Origin of the sequence: Pseudoclavibacter sp. Z016, from assembly GCF_002931215.1 — a bacterium.
Lineage (GTDB): Bacteria > Actinomycetota > Actinomycetes > Actinomycetales > Microbacteriaceae > Pseudoclavibacter.
The window spans coordinates 225,380-243,698 of sequence record NZ_PSTU01000008.1 but is presented as its reverse complement, the minus strand read 5'-3'; the positions used below and the strand labels follow the sequence as shown (position 1 = coordinate 243,698).

16 protein-coding genes are annotated in these 18,319 nt (G+C 69.1%); 13 read left to right on the top strand and 3 right to left on the bottom strand.

All coding sequences use genetic code 11. From position 1 onward, the window contains the following. The 9 genes from C5B99_RS04830 to C5B99_RS04790 form a co-directional block, all read left to right on the top strand. Window positions 1–784 (top strand): aldehyde dehydrogenase family protein (locus C5B99_RS04830; protein ID WP_146081940.1); only part of this gene is annotated, 784 nt, incomplete at its 5' end. Window positions 785–878: 94 nt separating this feature from the next. Next, window positions 879–1,808, top strand: a complete 930-nt coding sequence (gene iolB, locus C5B99_RS04825; protein ID WP_104240652.1) for a 5-deoxy-glucuronate isomerase — start codon at window positions 879–881, stop codon at window positions 1,806–1,808. A 50-nt stretch (window positions 1,809–1,858) separates the two neighbouring features. Then, window positions 1,859–3,757: a 3D-(3,5/4)-trihydroxycyclohexane-1,2-dione acylhydrolase (decyclizing) gene (gene iolD, locus C5B99_RS04820; RefSeq protein ID WP_104240668.1), complete on the top strand. Its 1,899-nt coding sequence runs from the start codon at window positions 1,859–1,861 to the stop codon at window positions 3,755–3,757. A 63-nt stretch (window positions 3,758–3,820) separates the two neighbouring features. After that, on the top strand, window positions 3,821–4,732 hold the full coding sequence (locus C5B99_RS04815) for a sugar phosphate isomerase/epimerase (RefSeq protein WP_104240651.1): 912 nt from the start codon (window positions 3,821–3,823) through the stop codon (window positions 4,730–4,732). Window positions 4,733–4,757: 25 nt separating this feature from the next. Further along, entirely contained in the window at window positions 4,758–5,780 is a 1,023-nt protein-coding gene (locus tag C5B99_RS04810) for a Gfo/Idh/MocA family protein (RefSeq protein ID WP_104240650.1), read from the top strand. A gap of 9 nt (window positions 5,781–5,789) precedes the next feature. Beyond that, window positions 5,790–6,662 carry a sugar phosphate isomerase/epimerase gene (locus tag C5B99_RS04805; RefSeq protein WP_104240649.1) on the top strand — a complete coding sequence of 291 codons (873 nt, stop codon included), beginning with the start codon at window positions 5,790–5,792 and terminating at the stop codon, window positions 6,660–6,662. A 161-nt stretch (window positions 6,663–6,823) separates the two neighbouring features. Then, window positions 6,824–8,296: a sugar porter family MFS transporter gene (locus tag C5B99_RS04800; protein WP_104240648.1), complete on the top strand. Its 1,473-nt coding sequence runs from the start codon at window positions 6,824–6,826 to the stop codon at window positions 8,294–8,296. A gap of 105 nt (window positions 8,297–8,401) precedes the next feature. Continuing rightward, entirely contained in the window at window positions 8,402–9,397 is a 996-nt protein-coding gene (locus tag C5B99_RS04795) for a DMT family transporter (RefSeq protein ID WP_104240647.1), read from the top strand. Further along, window positions 9,394–10,077 (top strand): GntR family transcriptional regulator, encoded by a 684-nt coding sequence (locus C5B99_RS04790; RefSeq protein ID WP_104240646.1) that lies wholly within the window; start codon window positions 9,394–9,396, stop codon window positions 10,075–10,077. Before C5B99_RS04795 ends, C5B99_RS04790 begins: the two co-directional genes overlap by 4 nt. A gap of 131 nt (window positions 10,078–10,208) precedes the next feature. Here C5B99_RS04790 and C5B99_RS04785 read toward each other — a convergent pair whose 3' ends face one another. Continuing rightward, window positions 10,209–11,744, bottom strand: a complete 1,536-nt coding sequence (locus tag C5B99_RS04785) for a DEAD/DEAH box helicase (RefSeq protein ID WP_104240645.1) — start codon at window positions 11,742–11,744, stop codon at window positions 10,209–10,211. A 332-nt stretch (window positions 11,745–12,076) separates the two neighbouring features. Between C5B99_RS04785 and C5B99_RS04780 the strand changes: the two genes are divergently transcribed. Continuing rightward, a complete protein-coding gene (locus C5B99_RS04780; protein WP_104240644.1) occupies window positions 12,077–13,303 on the top strand; it encodes a galactokinase family protein in 1,227 nt (408 codons plus the stop codon). Between the two features lie 54 nt (window positions 13,304–13,357). On the opposite strand, the gene C5B99_RS04775 is transcribed toward C5B99_RS04780, so the two are convergent. After that, on the bottom strand, window positions 13,358–14,413 hold the full coding sequence (locus C5B99_RS04775; protein WP_104240643.1) for a LacI family DNA-binding transcriptional regulator: 1,056 nt from the start codon (window positions 14,411–14,413) through the stop codon (window positions 13,358–13,360). A 130-nt stretch (window positions 14,414–14,543) separates the two neighbouring features. On the opposite strand from C5B99_RS04775, the gene C5B99_RS04770 reads away from it, so the two are divergent. The 3 genes from C5B99_RS04770 to C5B99_RS04760 all read left to right on the top strand — a co-directional run bounded on the left by C5B99_RS04770 (window position 14,544) and on the right by C5B99_RS04760 (window position 17,375). Continuing rightward, window positions 14,544–15,752, top strand: coding sequence for a Gfo/Idh/MocA family protein (locus C5B99_RS04770; protein ID WP_104240642.1), 1,209 nt, complete (start codon window positions 14,544–14,546; stop codon window positions 15,750–15,752). 1 nt (window position 15,753) lies between these two features. Next, window positions 15,754–16,758: a sugar phosphate isomerase/epimerase gene (locus C5B99_RS04765; protein ID WP_104240641.1), complete on the top strand. Its 1,005-nt coding sequence runs from the start codon at window positions 15,754–15,756 to the stop codon at window positions 16,756–16,758. A gap of 209 nt (window positions 16,759–16,967) precedes the next feature. Then, a complete protein-coding gene (locus tag C5B99_RS04760) occupies window positions 16,968–17,375 on the top strand; it encodes a tautomerase family protein (protein ID WP_104240640.1) in 408 nt (135 codons plus the stop codon). A 74-nt stretch (window positions 17,376–17,449) separates the two neighbouring features. Here C5B99_RS04760 and C5B99_RS04755 read toward each other — a convergent pair whose 3' ends face one another. Beyond that, window positions 17,450–18,226, bottom strand: a complete 777-nt coding sequence (locus C5B99_RS04755) for a GntR family transcriptional regulator (RefSeq protein ID WP_104240639.1) — start codon at window positions 18,224–18,226, stop codon at window positions 17,450–17,452. Window positions 18,227–18,319 lie beyond the last annotated feature (93 nt).

The following is an 18,319-nucleotide window of genomic DNA, read 5'->3' as shown; positions in this document are numbered from 1 at the left end:
GCGGGTGCAGGCCCTCGGCGGCGCGAAGAACCACATGCTCGTGCTCCCCGACGCCGACCTCGACCTCGTCGCCGACCAGGCCATCAACGCCGGCTACGGGTCCGCGGGCGAGCGCTGCATGGCCATCAGCATCGTCCTCGCGATCGAGCCCGTCGCGGACCAGCTCATCGAGAAGGTGAAGGAGCGCATCGCGAAGCTCCGTATCGGTGACGGCACCCCCACCGACACGCACGCCGAGCCCGACATGGGCCCCATCGTCTCGGAAGTGCACCGCGACAAGATCGCCTCCTACATCCAGATCGCCCACGACGACGGCGCCGACGTGCTCGTCGACGGGCGCGAGATCAGCGCAGAAGGCGCCGAGGGCGGGTTCTGGCTCGGCCCGACCCTCATCGACAACCTCCCCACCACCAGCCGCGCCTACACGGAAGAGATCTTCGGCCCCGTCCTGGGCATCGTGCGCGTGAAGAGCTTCGAGGAAGGCGTGGAGCTCATCAACACCGGCCAGTTCGGCAACGGCACCGCGATCTTCACCAACGACGGCGGCGCCGCCCGCCGCTTCCAGAACGAGATCCAGGTCGGCATGATCGGCATCAACGTGCCCATCCCCGTGCCCGTCGCCTACTACTCCTTCGGCGGCTGGAAGGACTCCGCGTTCGGCGACTCCAAGGCTTACGGCCTCCAGGGCTTCCACTTTTACACCCGCGAGAAAGCCGTCACCAGCCGCTGGCTCGACCCCGCCAAGCACGGCGGCATCAACCTCGGCTTCCCCGAAAACGACTAGCCGACACAGCACCACGAGGCAGCGCAGCACGGCTGCCCGGCTCAGCACGACGAGCCGCCCCACCACGACCATTCACCAGAAAGACTCACGAGCAATGTCCTCACACACATCAGCCACCCCTCGGGACGCTGCGGAGAACACCTGGTTCAGGGCCCGCGGAGCCCTCTCGCGAGACGGCTGGGAGAGCGTTGTCGATGCGACGCTCCCCGGCTGGGAACACACGGGCATCCGAGTCGCAGACCTCTCCGATGGTGTGCGCCTCGAGCTGCCCGCAGGCGACATTGAGCGAATGGTCATCCCCCTCCGCGGAGACGCGTCCCTCGAGCTCGACGGGGCGGATGCGCCCGCATCCGTCGAGCTCGAGGGCCGTGCCTCGGTCTTCGACGGGCCGGCGGACGTCGCCTACCTCCCCGTCGGCACCAGCGCCGTGGTCACGGGACACGGCAGGGTCGCCGTCGCAGAGGCGCCGACAACCCAGGTCTTCCCGTTCCAGGTGCTCCGCAAGAGCGACGTGCCGGTGGAGCTGCGCGGTGCCGGCCGTTCGAGCCGTCAGGTGCAGAACTTCGGCATCCCCGGCTCCCTGCAGGCTGCCAAGCTCATCGTGTGCGAGGTCATCACACCGGCCGAGAACTGGTCGTCGTACCCGCCCCACAAGCACGACGAGCACCACCCTGGCCACGAGAGCCGCCTCGAGGAGATCTACTACTTCGAGAGCGAGCCCACGAAGAACGCCACCGTGCCAGAGGGCGCTGACGCCTTCGGCATGTTCGCGACCTACACGTCGCCGGCCGGCGAGATCTCGATCAACGAGATCGTGCGCACCGGAGACATCGCCCTCGTCCCCTTCGGCTACCACGGCCCCGCCGTCGCGGCTCCCGGGTACGACCTGTACTACCTGAACGTCATGGCGGGCCCCGACGAGGCACGCGAATGGCTCATCAGCGATGACCCCGCCCACGGCTGGGTGCGCGAGCAGTGGGCCTCCCAGGAGTTCGATTCCCGCCTGCCGTACGGCACCGAGTAACCCGCCAGCCTTCTCCAAGCAACCAGCTCCACCAAAAGGAAATGACGCAGATGTCAACCAAGCGAATGACCGTCGGCCAGGCCCTCGTCGAGTTCCTCGGCAAGCAGTACACCGTCGACGGCGACGTGCGCGAGCGCACGATCCCGGGCATGTTCGGAATCTTCGGCCACGGCAATGTCGCCGGCATCGGCCAGGCGCTCAAGCAGGCCAACGTCGAGGACCCGAGCCTCATGCCGTACTTCCAGGCGCGCAACGAGCAGGCGATGGTGCACCAGTCGGTGGGCTACGCGCGCATGCGCCGGCGCCGCGCGACGTACGCGAGCGCCGCATCCGTCGGACCGGGCGCCGCCAACATGCTCACGGGCGCCGCACTCGCCACCGCGAACCGCCTGCCCGCGCTGCTCCTGCCGAGCGACACGTTCGCGACGCGCGTCGCCGACCCCGTCCTGCAGCAGCTCGAGTTCCCGCACGACACGGGCATCCAGGTGACGGATGCGTTCCGTCCCCTCTCCCGCTTCTTCGACCGCGTGCAGCGCCCAGAGCAGCTGTACTCGATCGCGCTCGCCGCCATGCGCGTCCTCACGGACCCCGCCGAGACCGGCGCCGTGACGATCGCGCTGCCCGAGGACGTGCAGGCGGAGCTCATCGACGTGCCGCTCGCCTTCCTCGAGGAGCGCGAGTGGCACATCCGTCGCCCCCTCCCGGAAGCCGGCCCGCTCGCGCGCGCCGTCGAGGCGATCAGGAACGCGAAGAACCCGATCATCGTCGCCGGCGGAGGCGTCATCTACTCGGGCGCCGAGAACGAGCTGCGCGCCTTCGTCGAGGCCACCGGCATCCCCGTCGGCACGAGCCAGGCCGGCGGCGGGGCCCTCGACTGGGACCACCCGCAGTACCTGGGCGGCATCGGCGCGACCGGAACGACCGCCGCGAACCGCCTCGCCGCGCAGGCCGACGTCGTCATCGGCATCGGCACGCGCTACAGCGACTTCACGACGGCCAGCCGCACGGTCTTCCAGAACGACGGCGTTCGCTTCGTCAACATCAACGTCGCCGCGTTCGACGCCTACAAGCACGGCTCGCAGCTGCCCATCGTCGCGGATGCGCGCGAGACGCTCGTGAAGCTCATCGGAGCGCTCTCCGGCTTCCGCGTGAGCGACGACTACTCGCGGCAGATCGCGGCCCAGAAGACCGAGTGGGACGCGGCCGTCGACCTGGCGTTCGAGCCGAGCGGCCTCGAGCTGCCCGGCCAGTCCGAGATCATCGGCGCCGTGCAGGAGTCCAGCGACCCCCGCGACGTCATCGTCCAGGCGGCAGGATCGCTGCCGGGCGACCTCCACAAGCTGTGGCGTGTGCGCGACCCGCTCGGCTACCACGTCGAATACGCGTTCTCCTGCATGGGATACGAGATCGCGGGAGGCATGGGCGTGCGGCGCGCTGCCCCCGACCGCGACGTCATCGTCATGGTCGGCGACGGCTCGTACCTCATGCTCCACACGGAGCTCGTCACCGCAGTCGCCGAGGGCATCAAGATCATCGTCGTGCTCATCCAGAACCACGGCTACGCCTCCATCGGACACCTCTCCGAGACGGTCGGCTCCGAGCGCTTCGGCACCTGGTACCGCGCCTTCGACGAGGCGGGCTCCAACTTCCAGGGCGAGCAGATCCTCCCGGTCGACCTCGCGGCGAACGCCCGCAGCTACGGGATCGACACGATCGAGATCGAGCCGAGCGCCAACGCCATCGGCGAGCTGCGCGAGGCGATGGCGAAGGCCAAGGCGTCCGACACCTCCACGCTCATCCACATCAACAGCGACCCCCTCCTCTACGCCCCCGACGGCGAGGGATGGTGGGACGTGCCGGTCGCCGAGACCTCCACGCTCGACTCCACGAAGAGCGCGCGTGAGGACTACCTGCAGCAGAAGGCCGCACAGCGGCCGCTGCTCGGCTGACCGACCCGCCGCAAGCACTCCTCCAACCGCACACGAACGACCCTCTACAGAAAGCAGACGACGATGTCGCAGAGCATCCGAATCGGTACCGCACCTGACTCCTGGGGCATCTGGCTCCCCGACCACCCCGGCCAGATCCCGTGGCAGACGTTCCTCGACGAGGTCGTCAAGGCCGGCTACACGTGGATCGAGCTCGGCCCGTACGGCTACCTCCCCACCGACCCCGACCAGCTCTCCGACGAGCTCGAGTCGCGCGGCCTCAAGCTCTCCGCGGGAACCGTCTTCACGGGCTTCCACAACGAGGACGAGAGCCAGTGGCAGCGTGCCTGGGATCAGGCCATCGCCGTCGCGGGCCTCGCGTCGAAGCTCGGCGCCGAGCACCTCGTGACGATCCCCGACATGTGGCGCGACGACATCACGGGCCAGGCCAAGGAGGCACGCACGCTCGACGCCGAGCAGTGGAAGCGCCTCGCGGCCGGGCACGACCGCCTCGGCAAGGCGCTCCTCGAGGAATACGGCGTCAAGCAGCAGTTCCACTCGCACGCGGACAGCCACGTGGGCACGTACCGCGAGGTCGAGCGGCTCCTGACCGAGACCGACGCCAGGTACACGAACCTCTGCCTCGACACAGGCCACTTCTCCTACTACGGCGGCGACAGCCTCCGCCTCATGAACGCGTACCCCGAGCGCATCGGCTACCTGCACCTCAAGCAGGTCGACCCGGACAAGCTCTTCGACGTGCTCAAGAACGACGTGTCTTGGGCGGAAGCGGCCGCCGACATGATCATGGTCGAGCCCCCCAACGGCATCCCGGAGCTCGGACCCATCGTCGCCCGCGCCGCCGAGATCGACCCGAACATCTTCGGCATCGTCGAGCAGGACATGTTCGGCTGCTCGGCCGACCGCCCGTACCCGATCGCCGAGCGCACGCTCAAGCACATCTGCGGCTCCACGCCCGCGGCCCGCGCCAAGTAGCACCTGAAGAAGAGGAACCATCACCATGACTTCAACTGACCTCCGCGTCGGCGTCGTCGGCGCCGGCCTCATGGGCGCCGACCACATCGCCCGCATCACGAAGCGCATCAGCGGCGCGATCGTCTCCGCCGTCATCGAGCCCGACGAGGGACGCGGCACCGCAGCCCTGGAGAACGCCCCGGGGGCGCAGTGGTTCACGAGCATCGAGGACGCCATCGCGGCGAACGCCGTCGACGCCGTCGTCATCGCGACGCCGGGCAAGTTCCACGAGCCCGTCCTCCTGCCCGCCCTCGCGGCGAAGCTCCCCATCCTGTGCGAGAAGCCCCTGACCGCCGACTCCGCGTCCTCGCTCCGGGTCGTCGAGGCCGAGATGGCCGCATCCGAACGGCCCCTCATCCAGCTCGGCTTCATGCGCCGATTCGACGCGGAATACGCCCGGCTGCGCGAGATCATCGCCTCTGGCGAGGCCGGCGAGCTCCTCGCGCTCCGCGCGGTGCACCGCAACCCCGACGTGCCCGAGACGTACACGCAGGACATGCTCATCAACGACTCGGTGGTGCACGAGCTCGACGTCATCCCGTGGCTCGCCGGCAGCGAGATCCGCAGCATCGAGATCAAGTACATGCGCCGCAACCCGAACTCGCCGGAGCGACTGCGAGAGCCGATCCTCGTGCTCCTGGAGCTCGAGAACGGCATCCTCGTCGACGTCGAGATGAACGTGAGCATCAAGTTCGGCTACCAGGTCGCGACCGAGGCCGTCTTCTCGAACGGCCTCGCGCGCATCGGCCAGGCCAACGGCGTGCAGACCTGGTCGGACGGTGCGTTCGCGAAGGAGGAGCACCGCTCGTTCGTGACCCGCTTCGCTGCGGCCTACGACGTGCAGATCCAGCGCTGGGTGGACGCGGTCGCCCGCGGCACCATCGACGGCCCTGACGCGTTCCACGGCTACCGCGTGGCCCTGGCCTGCGAGGCGGGCGTCAAGGCGTTCGACGGGGGCATCGTCGAGGTCCAGCAGGTCGAGCGCCCCGCGTTCTACGACAAGGCATAAGGAGTCACCATGGTTCGCATCGCCCTGGACCCGACGCCGTTCCACCACGACGCCGGCTTGCTCGACTTCCCGGATATCGCGGCCCGCCTGGGCTACGAGTACCTGCAGATCACGCCGCACCCCGACTTCTCGTGGTTCTTCCGCCACCCGTCGGCCGACGACGAGTACGCGCTGAAGTTCAAGAAGCGCGCAGCGGATGCCGGCGTCACGATCCCCGCCATCCTCCCGGTCCAGCGCATCTCGGGCCCAGAAGAGGCGGGTCGCCTCGCCGCCGTCCGCAACTTCACTCGCGTCATCGAGCTCGCCTCGATCCTGGAGATCCCCGTGATCAACACGGAGTTCAGCGGTGAGCCTGCACAGTTCACCGAGTCGGAGGACGCCTTCCATCGTTCGATGGAGACGCTCCTGCCGATCCTCGAGCGCGAGGGCATCCAGCTCAACATCGACCCGCACCCCAACGACTTCGTCGAGGACGGGCTCGAGGGGTGGCGCGTCATCCGCGGGCTCAACAGCAAGAACGTGGGCTTCGTGTACGTCGCCTCGCACACCTTCCACTACGGCGACCGCGCGACGACGCTGCTCCCCGAGCTGGGCGAGCGCCTGGGCGCCGTCTACACGGCGGACACGTTCGACCATCACCGCTCGCACGGGCTGCGCTACATCTCGAACCCTCCGGGCAACGAGGCGCGCATCCACCAGCACCTGCGCATCGGCGACGGCGATGTCGACTTCGCGGAGCTGTTCACGACGCTGAAGCAGATCGGCTACCTCGACCGTGAGGACGCGCTCATCGTCTCGAACGTCTTCGCGGAAGACGAACGGGCCGACGAGGTCTCGAAGTTCCAGCTCGAGAAGATCCGGGAGCTTGTCGCCTCCTCCTGACACCGTGTGGCCCCGCAGCTCTGAGCTGCGGGGCCACACGCTCTTCCGGATTATTTGTCAGGACATATTCACATCACGTCATTCTTCGGTTACCATCAAGACACGCGTTCGCAGAAAACGCACCCCGCAGCACCACGCACAACCCCGCTCCACCTCGCAGCATCCATGACAAGGACGTCCAAATGGCCTCATCGCACCCGGCGGGCCACACCGCCGAGAAATCACTTCCGCCCCTCACAGCTGGGCCGCACCGTTCGCGGCTCGGGCTGATCTCGATCGTCGCGTGCTTCGGCGGTCTCCTCTTCGGCTACGACACGGGTGTCATCAACGGCGCACTGAACCCGATGACCGAGGAGCTCGGCCTCACGCCGCTCACCGAAGGCGTCGTCACCAGCTCCCTGGTCTTCGCAGCCGCCATCGGCGCCATCTTCTGCGGCCGCCTCTCCGATGGCTGGGGCCGCCGCAAGACGATCATCATGCTCGCCGTGCTCTTCTTCCTCGGCACCGTCGTCGTCGTCTTCACCCCGAACTTCGAAGTGCTCGTCGTCGGCCGCATCCTCCTCGGCCTCGCCGTCGGTGGCGCCTCGACGGTCGTGCCGGTCTTCCTCGCCGAACTCGCCCCGTACGAGATCCGCGGGTCCATCTCGGGTCGCAACGAAGCCGCCATCGTCATCGGCCAGCTCTCCGCGTTCGTCATCAACGCCATCCTCGGCAACACCCTCGGGCACCTCGACGGCGTCTGGCGCATCATGTTCGCCATCTGCGCCATCCCGGCGATCTGCCTGTTCTTCGGCATGCTGCGCATGCCGGAGTCGCCGCGCTGGCTCGTCGAGAAGGGCCGCGACGCCGAGGCCCTCGAGGTCCTCAAGACCGTCCGCTCCCCGGAGCGCGCAGAGGCTGAGCTCGCTCAGGTCGAGAAGGTCGCCCTCGAAGAGGGCCAGGAGAAGCAGGTCGGATTCAAGGCCATCCTCGGCAACAAGTGGCTCCGCCGCATCCTGCTCGTCGGCATCGGGCTCGGTGTCGCGCAGCAGCTCACGGGCATCAACTCGATCATGTACTACGGCCAGATCGTGCTCATCGAGTCGGGCTTCGACTCGAGCGCGGCGCTCATCGCCAACATCGCCCCCGGCATCATCGCCGTCGTCGGTGCCTTCATCGCCCTCTCCTACATGGACAAGTTCGACCGCCGCAAGACGTTCGTCATCGGCTTCTCGCTCACGACCGCCTGCCACCTGCTCATCGGCTTCTCGTCCATGATCCTCGAGCCGGGCAACCCGCTGCGGCCCTGGGTCATCCTGTTCCTCGTCGTCGCGTTCGTCGGCTCGATGCAGACGTTCCTCAACGTGGCCGTCTGGGTCTACCTCTCCGAGGTCTTCCCGCTGCACATGCGCGGCATCGGCATGGGCGTCTCGATCTTCGCCCTCTGGGTCGCGAACGGCTTCATCTCGCTGTACTTCCCCTCGGTGGTGGATGCGCTCGGCATCACGGGCACGTTCTTCGTGTTCGCGGGAGTCGGCGTGCTCGCGCTGCTCTTCGTCGCGACGCAGATCCCCGAGACTCGTGGACGCACGCTCGAGGCACTGGATGAGGACGTCACGACCGGCGCGATCTTCCTCCCGACCGCCAAGAAGTAGCACTCCCGCTGCACCAGCGAGCGATGGGCTCGGCCGATTCGGCCGGGCCCATCGCTTGTCTCGTCGCGGGTGACGCAGGACCGCGGATTGTGTAACAATCAGCCCATGACACCGCTCCTGCTCGTCCTCTTCGCCGCGGTCTGCTTCGGCACGACCGGGACGGCGCAGGCACTCGGCGCGCCCGAGGTGAGCGCGTTCTCGCTGGGCTCCGCTCGCCTCGCGCTCGGCGGCACGCTCCTCGGCGCCTGGGCGCTGTTCGCCGGGTTGCGCCGCCGAGCTGCCCTCGGAGGCTCCCTGCAGCTCCGGCCCAATTCCGCCCGGATCCACCAAACGAATCGCGCCCAGCTCGGCCTCATCGCCCTTGGCGCGCTCGGCGTGCTCCTCTACCAGCCGCTGTTCTTCGCTGGGACGGCGGGCAGCGGCGTCGCCGTCGGCACCGTCCTCGCGCTCGGATCGGCCCCGGTCATCACCGGCCTCCTGCAGTGGGGGCTCGAGCGCCGCTTCCCCGGCCTGAGCTGGGGCGTCGCGACCGCGATCGCCATCCTCGGCGTCGCCCTCATCGCGGCCGCCGGGGCAGGCGATGCCGGCGGCGCGAACCTCGGCGGCATCGCGGCGTCGGTCGGCGCCGGCGCGAGCTACAGCATCTACACCCTCTCGGCGAAGGCCCTCATGAACCGCGGCTGGAGTGCCGACGGCACCATGGGCATCGTCTTCGGCGCCGCTGGCGTGCTGAGCATCCCCCTGCTCCTCGCGAGCGGTGCCGAGTGGATGCTCACGCCGGCCGGCCTCGCGACCGCGGCGTGGCTGGGCGTCGTCACCACCACCGTCGCCTACCTGTGCTTCGGCGCCGGGCTCGCGAAGCTGCAGGCCGCGACCGTCTCGACGCTGACGCTCGCGGAACCGCTGACCGCGAGCATCCTCGGGCTGGTCGTGCTGCGAGAGCAGCTCGCTGGCCTCGAGGCCCTCGGCCTCATCGTGCTCGCGGCGGGGATCGTGGTCCTCGTGCTCGGCGCGACTCGTGCTCGCACGCGCAGCGGCAGGCCGCTCACCGCACGCGCAGCGGACGCGAGCCAGGCCCCGGCGGGCCGAGGCGCGCGATGATCCACCAGAAGCCCCGCCCCGAGCCCGCCGCGCTCACGCCCCGGCCGACCGCGTCCGCGAAGCTCGCGGCGACCCTCCGTGACCGGATCCTCGAGGGGAGCTACGTCCGCGGCCAGTCGCTGCGCGAGGAGCACCTCGCCGCCGAGTTCGGGCTCTCGCGGCACACGGTGCGAACGGCGCTGGCCGCGCTCGCGTCCGAGCGTCTCGTCCACTCAGCTCCCTACAAGGGGGTCGAGGTCACGAACCTCGACGACGCCGAGATCCGCGCCATGCAGGATCTGCGCTGCGCGCTCGAATCCGAGGCCGTGCGCATCCTGAACTCCAGACACCCGGACGGCTGGCCGGACGAGGTGCGGGCGCCGATCCTGGCCCAGATCGCCCGGCTGCGGGAGCTCGAGGTGACCGATGCACATTCGTGGCGGCAGCTGGAAGCAGCTCACGCGGCCGTGCACCAGGCGATCATCGATGCGGCCGGGAGCCCGCGGATCAGCGAGACTGCGCGCTCGCTCGAGAGCGAGGTGAGGCTCCTGCTCGCGGGAGCGCACGAGCACTACGGCGCCAAGGGGCTCGCCGAGGACCACGAGCGCTACCTCACCCTGCTCGAGCACGACGGTCCGACGGCGGTGCGCGCGCACCTCGACGCCCTCACGGCACACCTGCTTGCTGGCTCCCCCACCTGAGGCACCCTCCAGCACCGCATCCCCACGCGACTGAGCGCGGGGCGCATACAGGGGACGCACGCGAGAGACGCCGAACGGGCGGGCCGATTGCTCGGACCGCCCGTTCGGGGATGCTGCGTGTGAGGCGCTGACTACTGGCCGGAGGACCAGCTGGCGCGACGCGAACCGCCGCGCTCGCCACCACGCGAAGGCGTGGCCGGCGAGGAGGTGCCAGCACGACGCGGACGAGATTCTCCGCGACGCTGGCCCTGGGCTGCGCCTTCGCCTGCCTGTCCGCGCGCTGGACGCGACGCGGACGAGCCCTGCGAGGAGGACGAGGCTGCACGACCGCGGCCGCCGCCGTTGCCGGAGCCGCCACGAGCTGCGCCGCCGCGAGCAGGTGCGGCGTCGCGCTTGCGACGAGCGTTCGCTCCCTGCGACGTGCCACGGCCCTGGCTGACCTCGACGTTGCCGGATCCCGGTCCGCCCGGGACGGGGCGCACGGTCGGGGCGACTTCGCCGATGAGCTCGTTCACGAACGGCGAGTTGACGTTCGCACGCTGCGGGGTGACGCCGATCTTGGCGCGACGCAGCAGCATCTCGGTGTCTTTGCGCTGGCTCGGGAGCATGAGCGTGACGACGTCACCCTCGGAGCCCGCGCGGGCCGTACGGCCGGAGCGGTGCAGGTACGCCTTGTGCTCGGCGGGCGGGTCGACGTGGACGACGAGCTCGATGGCGTCGACGTGCACACCGCGGGCGGCGACGTCGGTTGCGACGAGCACGTTGACCTCGCCACCGGAGAAGGCCGCGAGGTTGCGGTCGCGGGCGTTCTGCGACAGGTTGCCGTGCAGGTCGACGGCGGGGATGCCGGACGCGGTCAGCTGCTTCGCGAGCTTCTTCGCCTGGTGCTTGGTGCGCATGAACATGATGCGACGGCCCTTGCCGCTCGCCAGCGCGTGGACGAGGGCGGTCTTCGCCTCAGGCGTCTCCGCCTCGTACACGTGGTGCGTCATGGCGGCGACGTGCGAGTTCGACTCGTCGACCGAGTGGAGGATCGGGTCGCTCAGGAACTTCTTCACGAGCTTGTCCACGCCGTTGTCGAGCGTGGCGGAGAAGAGGAGACGCTGGCCGGACTGCGGCGTCGCGTTCATGATGCGCGTGACGACGGGCAGGAAGCCGAGGTCGGCCATGTGGTCGGCCTCGTCGAGCACGGTGACCTCGACGGCGTCGAGGTTCACGATGCGCTGCTTCATGAGGTCGTCGAGGCGGCCGGGGCAGGCCACGACGATGTCGACGCCGTTGCGGAACGCGGTCTCCTGGGGGCGCTGCGAGACGCCACCGAAGACGGTCGTCACGGTGAGGCCGGCGGCCTTCGCGAGCGGCTCGATGACCGCGGCGACCTGGGTTGCGAGCTCGCGGGTCGGGAGCAGCACGAGGCCGAGCGGGCGGCCCGGGCGGCGCTTGCCACCGGAGACGGCACCGGCGAGGCGCGCGACGAGCGGGATGGCGAACGCGAGCGTCTTGCCGGAGCCCGTCTTTCCACGGCCGAGGACGTCGCGACCCGCGAGAGTGCTCGGAAGCGTCGACTGCTGGATGGGGAAGGCTTCGTGCTTGCCGGCTGCGTCGAGCACGGTCACGAGCGACTTGGGGACGCCGAGTTCGGCGAAAGTTGAGGTGGTTTCCGTCATATGGAGGTCATGCCTTTCAATCGGCACGCAGAGAACGCACAACACTCGTGTGCTGCGCTCTTGCGGCGATGATGCGGGCGAATGTGCCCGTTCGCCGCAACTCGTGAAATCGTGCCGAGGCAGAAAAGGTGCCCTCGAACAACAAACGGTACGACGATCGTGGGAAATGGGACCCACAAGCTGTCGACCCTAGCACGCCGAACGCCTCCCGACCAGGGGGACGGCCCACGCGCGGGGGTTTCGGCGCTCGTCCAGGACGCATTTATTAGAATCACCGTGCGCATGCACAGGGGCGGACGCCCATTCGCCCATGCCTGAGAAACGGTGACGAGATGAGCAGAGACCTGACGACGATCGTGTGCGACGGCTTCCGAGCCGCGTTCGAGCGAGAGCCCCTCGGAGTCTGGTCGGCACCCGGCCGGGTCAGCATCATGGGCGACCACACCGATCTGCAGGATGGCGTCGGATACGCCTGCGCGATCCCCCTGCGCTCCAGCGCGGCGATCGCGCCCCGCGACGACGGGCGCATCCGCATCGTCACCGACCTCTCCCCCGACGAGGCGGTGACCGACCTGCGGTCGATCGCCTCGGAGATCCCCGCACGCGACTGGCGTGCCTACCCGCTCGGCGCGGTCGCGAGCATGCTCCGCTTCGCTCGCGAGAACCCGCCGGAGGGCACGCGCGGCGACGGCGACGAGACCGACCCTGGAGTCCCGTTCTTCCTGGGAACGGGCCTCGACATCTTCCTCACGACGGACGTGCCGGTCGGCGCCGGGCTCGCCTCCTCGGCATCCGTCTGCGCGACCATCAGCACGGCGCTCAACGACTTCTGGGGCCTCGGGATGAACGTCGAGGAGCTCGCCGAGATCGGGCGCCAGACGGAGGCGGAGATCGTCGGCGCGCCCAGCGGCCTGAGCGACCACATCACCGTGCACGCCGCGCGGAGCAACGAGGACGTGTTCTTCGATGCTCGCGGCTCCGACGTCTCGATCCTGCCTGCGCCGAGCTCCGCCGATTCCGGCTTCGTGCGCGTGCTCATCGACACCAAGGAAGCACACCGCAACTGGTCGGCCGAGTTCGCGCAGCGGGCCGATGACTGCGCCCGGGCGGCCGAGACCCTCGGCTTCCAGACGCTTCGCGAGGTGCGGCCGGCGGAGCTGGACGCAGCGGCTGAGCGGCTCGACGACACCGTGTTCAGGCGCGCACGGCACGTGGTCTCCGAGATAGCCCGCACGCTCGAGTTCACGAAGCTCATGCGCACCGGAGAGGCGCCCGAATCCCGGAACCATCTCCTGGCGGAGTCGCAGGTGTCGCTGCGTGAGGACTTCGAAGTCTCGACGGCGCGCATCGACTTCACGGTCGAGCTGGCCACCTACCTGGGCGCGGCGAGCGCCCGCATGACCGGCACGGGCCTCGGCGGCTCGGTGTTCGTCATGCATCCCGCAGGCAAGTTCGACGAGCTGCGCGAGAGCGTCTTGGGAGCGTACGCCGAGCAGGGGTGGGAAGAGCCGCTCGTGCTGGCCTTCGAACCCGCTGCTGGGGCGCGGCGCGACCGCTGAGCCGCAGTCGACTGGCACCCGTGCTGGCCTGTCCCTGGAGAACCGGTGGCGGCCTCAGCCGGTCGTGGCGTTCGCCGCGGTCGCCGTCGAGCCGCGCACGGTGAGCGTTGGCTGGATGACCCTCCGCGTCGCTCCGGACGGAACCCCTGCCGCCCCGTCGCGGGCTGCCGCCCGCACCCCCTCGATGCGGGCGAGGAGAAGCTCGGCCGCGGCGCGACCGACCTCGGCGCTTCGGTCATCGACCGAGGTGAGCGAGAGGTGGTCGAAGCCCGCGAGGTGCGAGTCGTCGTAGCCCACGATCGACACGTCCGCGGGAACGCGCAAGCCGAGCTCATCGAGCGTTCCCAGCACGCCGAGCGCCATGACGTCGTTCGCCGCGAAGACGGCGGTCGTGGCCGGCCAACGCTCGAAGAGGTCTCGTGATGCGCGACGCCCCTCGCCCTGGTCGGTCGCTCCCGAGCCGCCGATGACACGCGGCTCGAGCCCCGCGTCGCGCATGGCGCGCTCGTAGGAGCGCCGCCGGAGCTCGCCGGCGCGGCCGGTTCCCGTGACATGGCCGATCTGCGTGTGCCCGAGGTCGCGGAGATGCTCGACCGCGAGCCGCGCGCCGGCCTCGTCGTCGTTCGCGACGAGGTCGGCGCCCGCCGGCACGATCGCACGGTTGCCGGCGACGACCGTCGGCACGGGGAACCCCTCGGCAGGGACCGCGTCGACGTCGCCGCCGATGACGAGCCCCTCGACGCCCGCTGCCAGGAAGCCGCTGATGGGCGACTGCTCGAGGTGCGCGTTGAGATTCGCGTCGGCGACGGTGACGTGGAAGCCCGGCGCGTCGAGCACCGCCTGCATCCCCTCGAGCAGGTCGACGAACCAGGGGTTCCGAAAGTCGTCGATCATGACGCCGATGGCGCGGGTGCGGTTCCCGGCGAGCGCCGTGGCGGCCCGGCTCGGCAGGTACCCGAGTTCCTGGATGGCCGCGCGCACCGCTTCCCGCTTCTCGTCGCTGACGCGGGTCGAGTTCTGCAGCACGAGCGAGACGAGGGATTTCGAGACCCCGGCGCGTTCGGCGACGTCGTAGATCGTCGGGCGCTTCTGGCGCGGGGAAGGGGGCATTCGACACTCCGGACGACGATTGTTTGACAGGACATTGTTTCATGACCTACCTTCCAGTGTAGCGCTCCAACACCGTCGTCGGTCGCCTGCGCTCACCCAACACAGCTCTCGCAGAAACACAGGAGAACCAATGACAAAGCCACTGGGCGTCGCCGTCATCGGCGCAGGCATGGCCGGCCGCGCACACGCCGCCGCCTACCGCGTCGCATCCACCCTCTACAGCCCCACGCTGCCGGAGATCCGCCTCGTCTCGATCGGAGACGTCAACCCGGAGTTCGGCGCACTCGCCGCCAAGCGCTTCGGCTATGAGCGCACCGACTCCTCCTGGCAGGCCATCGCGGCGGCCGACGACATCGACGTCGTCAGCGTCGTCATCGCGAACTCGCTGCACCGCGAGGTCGTCGAGGGCCTCCTCGCCGCCGGCAAGCACGTGCTCTGCGAGAAGCCGCTCAGCGACTCGATCGAGGACGCCCACGCCATGGCGGCAGCCGCCGAGCGCGCGGACTCCATCGCCCGCGTCGGCTTCACCTACCGCCGCTCCCCCGGCATCGCGTACATCCGCCAGCTCATCCAGGACGGAACACTCGGCAAGCTCCTGCACTTCAGCGGTCGCTACTGGACCGACTACGCGTGCAGCCCGACGGCCCCCATGAGCTGGCGCTTCAAGGGCGGCCCCGGCAGCGGCGCCCTCGCCGACGTCGGAAGCCACATGACCTACATCGCGGAGTTCCTCGGTGGCGAGATCCAGGAAGTCAGCGGAGGCACCCTCAGCACGGTCATCCACGAGCGGCCACTCCCGCTCGGCGCGGTGCTCGGGCACGACCACGCAGCGGTCAGCGACACGTTCGAACCCGTCGAGAACGACGACTACGCGGCGTTCTCGCTCAAGTTCGCCCAGGGCGCAGGAGCCATCGAGGTCTCCCGAGTCGCCAGAGGCCACGCGAACAGCCTCATCTTCGAGGTGTTCTGCGAAAACGGCGCCGCCCGCTACGACCAGCGCCGCCCCTCCGAGATCGAACTTTTCCTCAACGACGCCCCATCCGCCCAGAACGGGTACCGCCAGATCATCCTCGGCCCGGAGCACCCCTACATCGCCGGCGGTCTCGCGATGGATGCCCCCAGCGTCGGCTTCGGCCAGAACGAGGCCTTCTCCTACCAGGCCCGCTCCTTCCTCGAGGAGGTGGCGGGGATCTCGGAAGAGGACTCGCTCCCCCGCTGCGCGAGCTTCGAAGAGGGAATCCACAACATGGAGCTCCTCCACGCCGTCGCCGAGTCGGCCGCGGCGGACGGCGCAGCCGTCCGCATCTCCCCCACCAGCGCACAGAAGAACGGAGCCTGACATGCGTCTCGGCGTCTACAACGCGATCCTCCACGACCGCTCGCTCCCCGAGGCGATCCAGGTCGTCTCCGAGCTGGGCCTCACCGGCATCGAGCTCAACTCCGGCGGGTTCCTTCCCGCCACGCACATCCCGAACTTCGACGAGATCCTCGAGAGCGACGAGGCCAGGGACGCGTTCCTCGCGCAGTTCGAGGGCACCGGCGTCTCGATCGCCGGCCTCAACTGCAACGGCAACCCACTGCACCCTGACCGTGCGATCGGCGAGCAGCACGCCGAGGACATCCGTCGCTCGATCCGCCTCGCGGCTCGCCTCGGACAGGACCGGGTCGTCACGATGTCGGGACTGCCCGGCGGCGAGCCCAGCGCGACCACCGTGAACTGGGTCGTCAATGCCTGGAACTCGGCTGCGCTCGACGTCATCGACTACCAGCTGGACGTGGCGGCGGAGTTCTGGACTGAGATCGACGAGCTCGCTCGCGAGCACGGCGTGAAGGTCGCCCTCGAGCTGCACCCGCAGAACGTGGTGTTCAACCCCGCGAACTTCCGCGAGCTGATCAAGCGCGCTGGCACGACGAACATCGGCGTCGAGCTCGACGCCTCGCACCTCTTCTGGCAGCAGATGGACCCGGTGGCAGTCGTCCGCGACCTCGGAGAGTGGGTCTTCCATGCGGCAGCGAAGGACGTGCGCGTCAACCCGGCGGCTGCGATCTACGGCGTACTCGACAACCAGTTCCGCAAGCTCTCGGCGGACGAGCCGCGCACCAATCTGGGCGGCGACGAGTGGGCGAACGAGTGGCCGAAGAACTCCGCGTGGGACTTCGTCGCGCTCGGGCGCGGCCACGACACGGCGTTCTGGACGGAGTTCCTTCGCGCGCTGCACGAGGTCGACCCGGAGATGTGGGTCAACATCGAGCACGAGGACACCTCGCTCGGCCGTATCGAGGGCCTCGAGGTCGCCGCGAAGGTGCTCACCGACGCGGATGCAGCCCTCGAGGCCTCGCTCTGACCCCACTCTGACCCCGCTCTCACCTCAGACTCGGGTGCGACTCTTCTGCGAGAGCCCCGCGCCTGACCACAAGGGCCGCATCCGCATGGATGTGGCCCTTCGTGGTCTCGGTGCGTTCCCTATTTGTTAGGACATTAGGACTTTTACCACTAGAATCGGAGCGCAGACAACACACGTCACCTCCCCCTCGACCTCAAGGACACCGCACCATGCCTCTCGTACGCATCGACGTCAACGCCGGCCGCAGCCCCGAGCAGATCTCGTCCATCGCCGACGCCATCCACGACGCCATCGTCGCCGAGTACGGGATTCCCGCTCGCGACCGGTTCCAGATCATCACCGAGCACCAGAGCGGGCAGATCATCGCCCAGGATGCCGGCCTCGGCTTCGAGCGCTCATCAGGTGTCGTCATGATCCAGATCTTCACGCAGCGCGGGCGCACGCCCGAGGCGAAGCAGTCGCTCTACGCCCGCATCGCCGAGGCGCTCGGCGAGCGCGGCGTCGAAGGCAACGACGTCTTCATCGGCTACGTCGAGAACGGGCCGGAGGACTGGACCTTCGGCTTCGGCCGCGCCCAGTACCTCACAGGCGAGCTCGCGGTGCCGAACCGCGCCTAGCGCTCCGCGGCTAGCGCTCCATCGCAGAACGCCCACGGCTCAGCCGTGGGCGTTCCTCGTGCAGCAGAGTCGGGTCAGCGCTCGACGAGCGTGATCTCGAACGTGTAGAGGTCTGGACGATAGCAGTGGCGGCCGTACTCGACCGCGCGGCCCGTCGCGTCGAAGGCGACGCGCGACATCGTGAGCACCGCGGCACCGCCGGAGAGGTCCAGCAGGCGCTCCTCTTCACGCGAAGCCGTGCGCGCACCGATGCGCTGCTTGGCGATGCGCATCGTCACGCCGCGGGCCCGGAGGAGCTGGTAGAGCCCATGCTGGACGAGCTCGTCCTCCGTCAGCTCGACGAACGGCTCCGGCAGCACGTTGTCGAGGATCGCCAGCGGGACCCCATCCGCACTCCGAAGGCGCGAGATGTGCAGCGTCGGGCTCCCCACCTCGATGCCGAGGGTCTCGGCGAGCTCTGGGGTCGCGTCCTCCACCCGCCGCGAGAGGAGCGTCGTGGTGGGCTTCTGCGCCGAGCGCTCGAGGTCCTCGAAGAGGCTCGTCAGCTCGACGTTGCGGGTCACGGGGCCGTGCACGACCTGCGTGCCGACGCCCCGGCGGCGGACGAGCAGGCCCTTGTCGACGAGTTCCTGGATGGCGCGCCGGACGGTCGGGCGGGAGAGACCGAGGCGATGCCCGAGCGAGATCTCGTTCTCGAGCTTGGATCCGGCCGGAAGCGTGTCGTCCCTGATGGCCTTCTCGATGCGCTCCGACACCTGGTGGTACAGGGGCACAGGGCTCGAACGGTCGATGCCGACGAACAGCCCGAGTGGGAGTCGGGCCTCGCCTGTTGCTGCAGCTTCATTGCTCAATGGCGCACTCCTCGGACGACTTGATGACGTGACAATGCTACTCGGGCGACGGAGAGTTCTCTCCGTCGCCCGCGGCGAGGCGGACACGCCGCC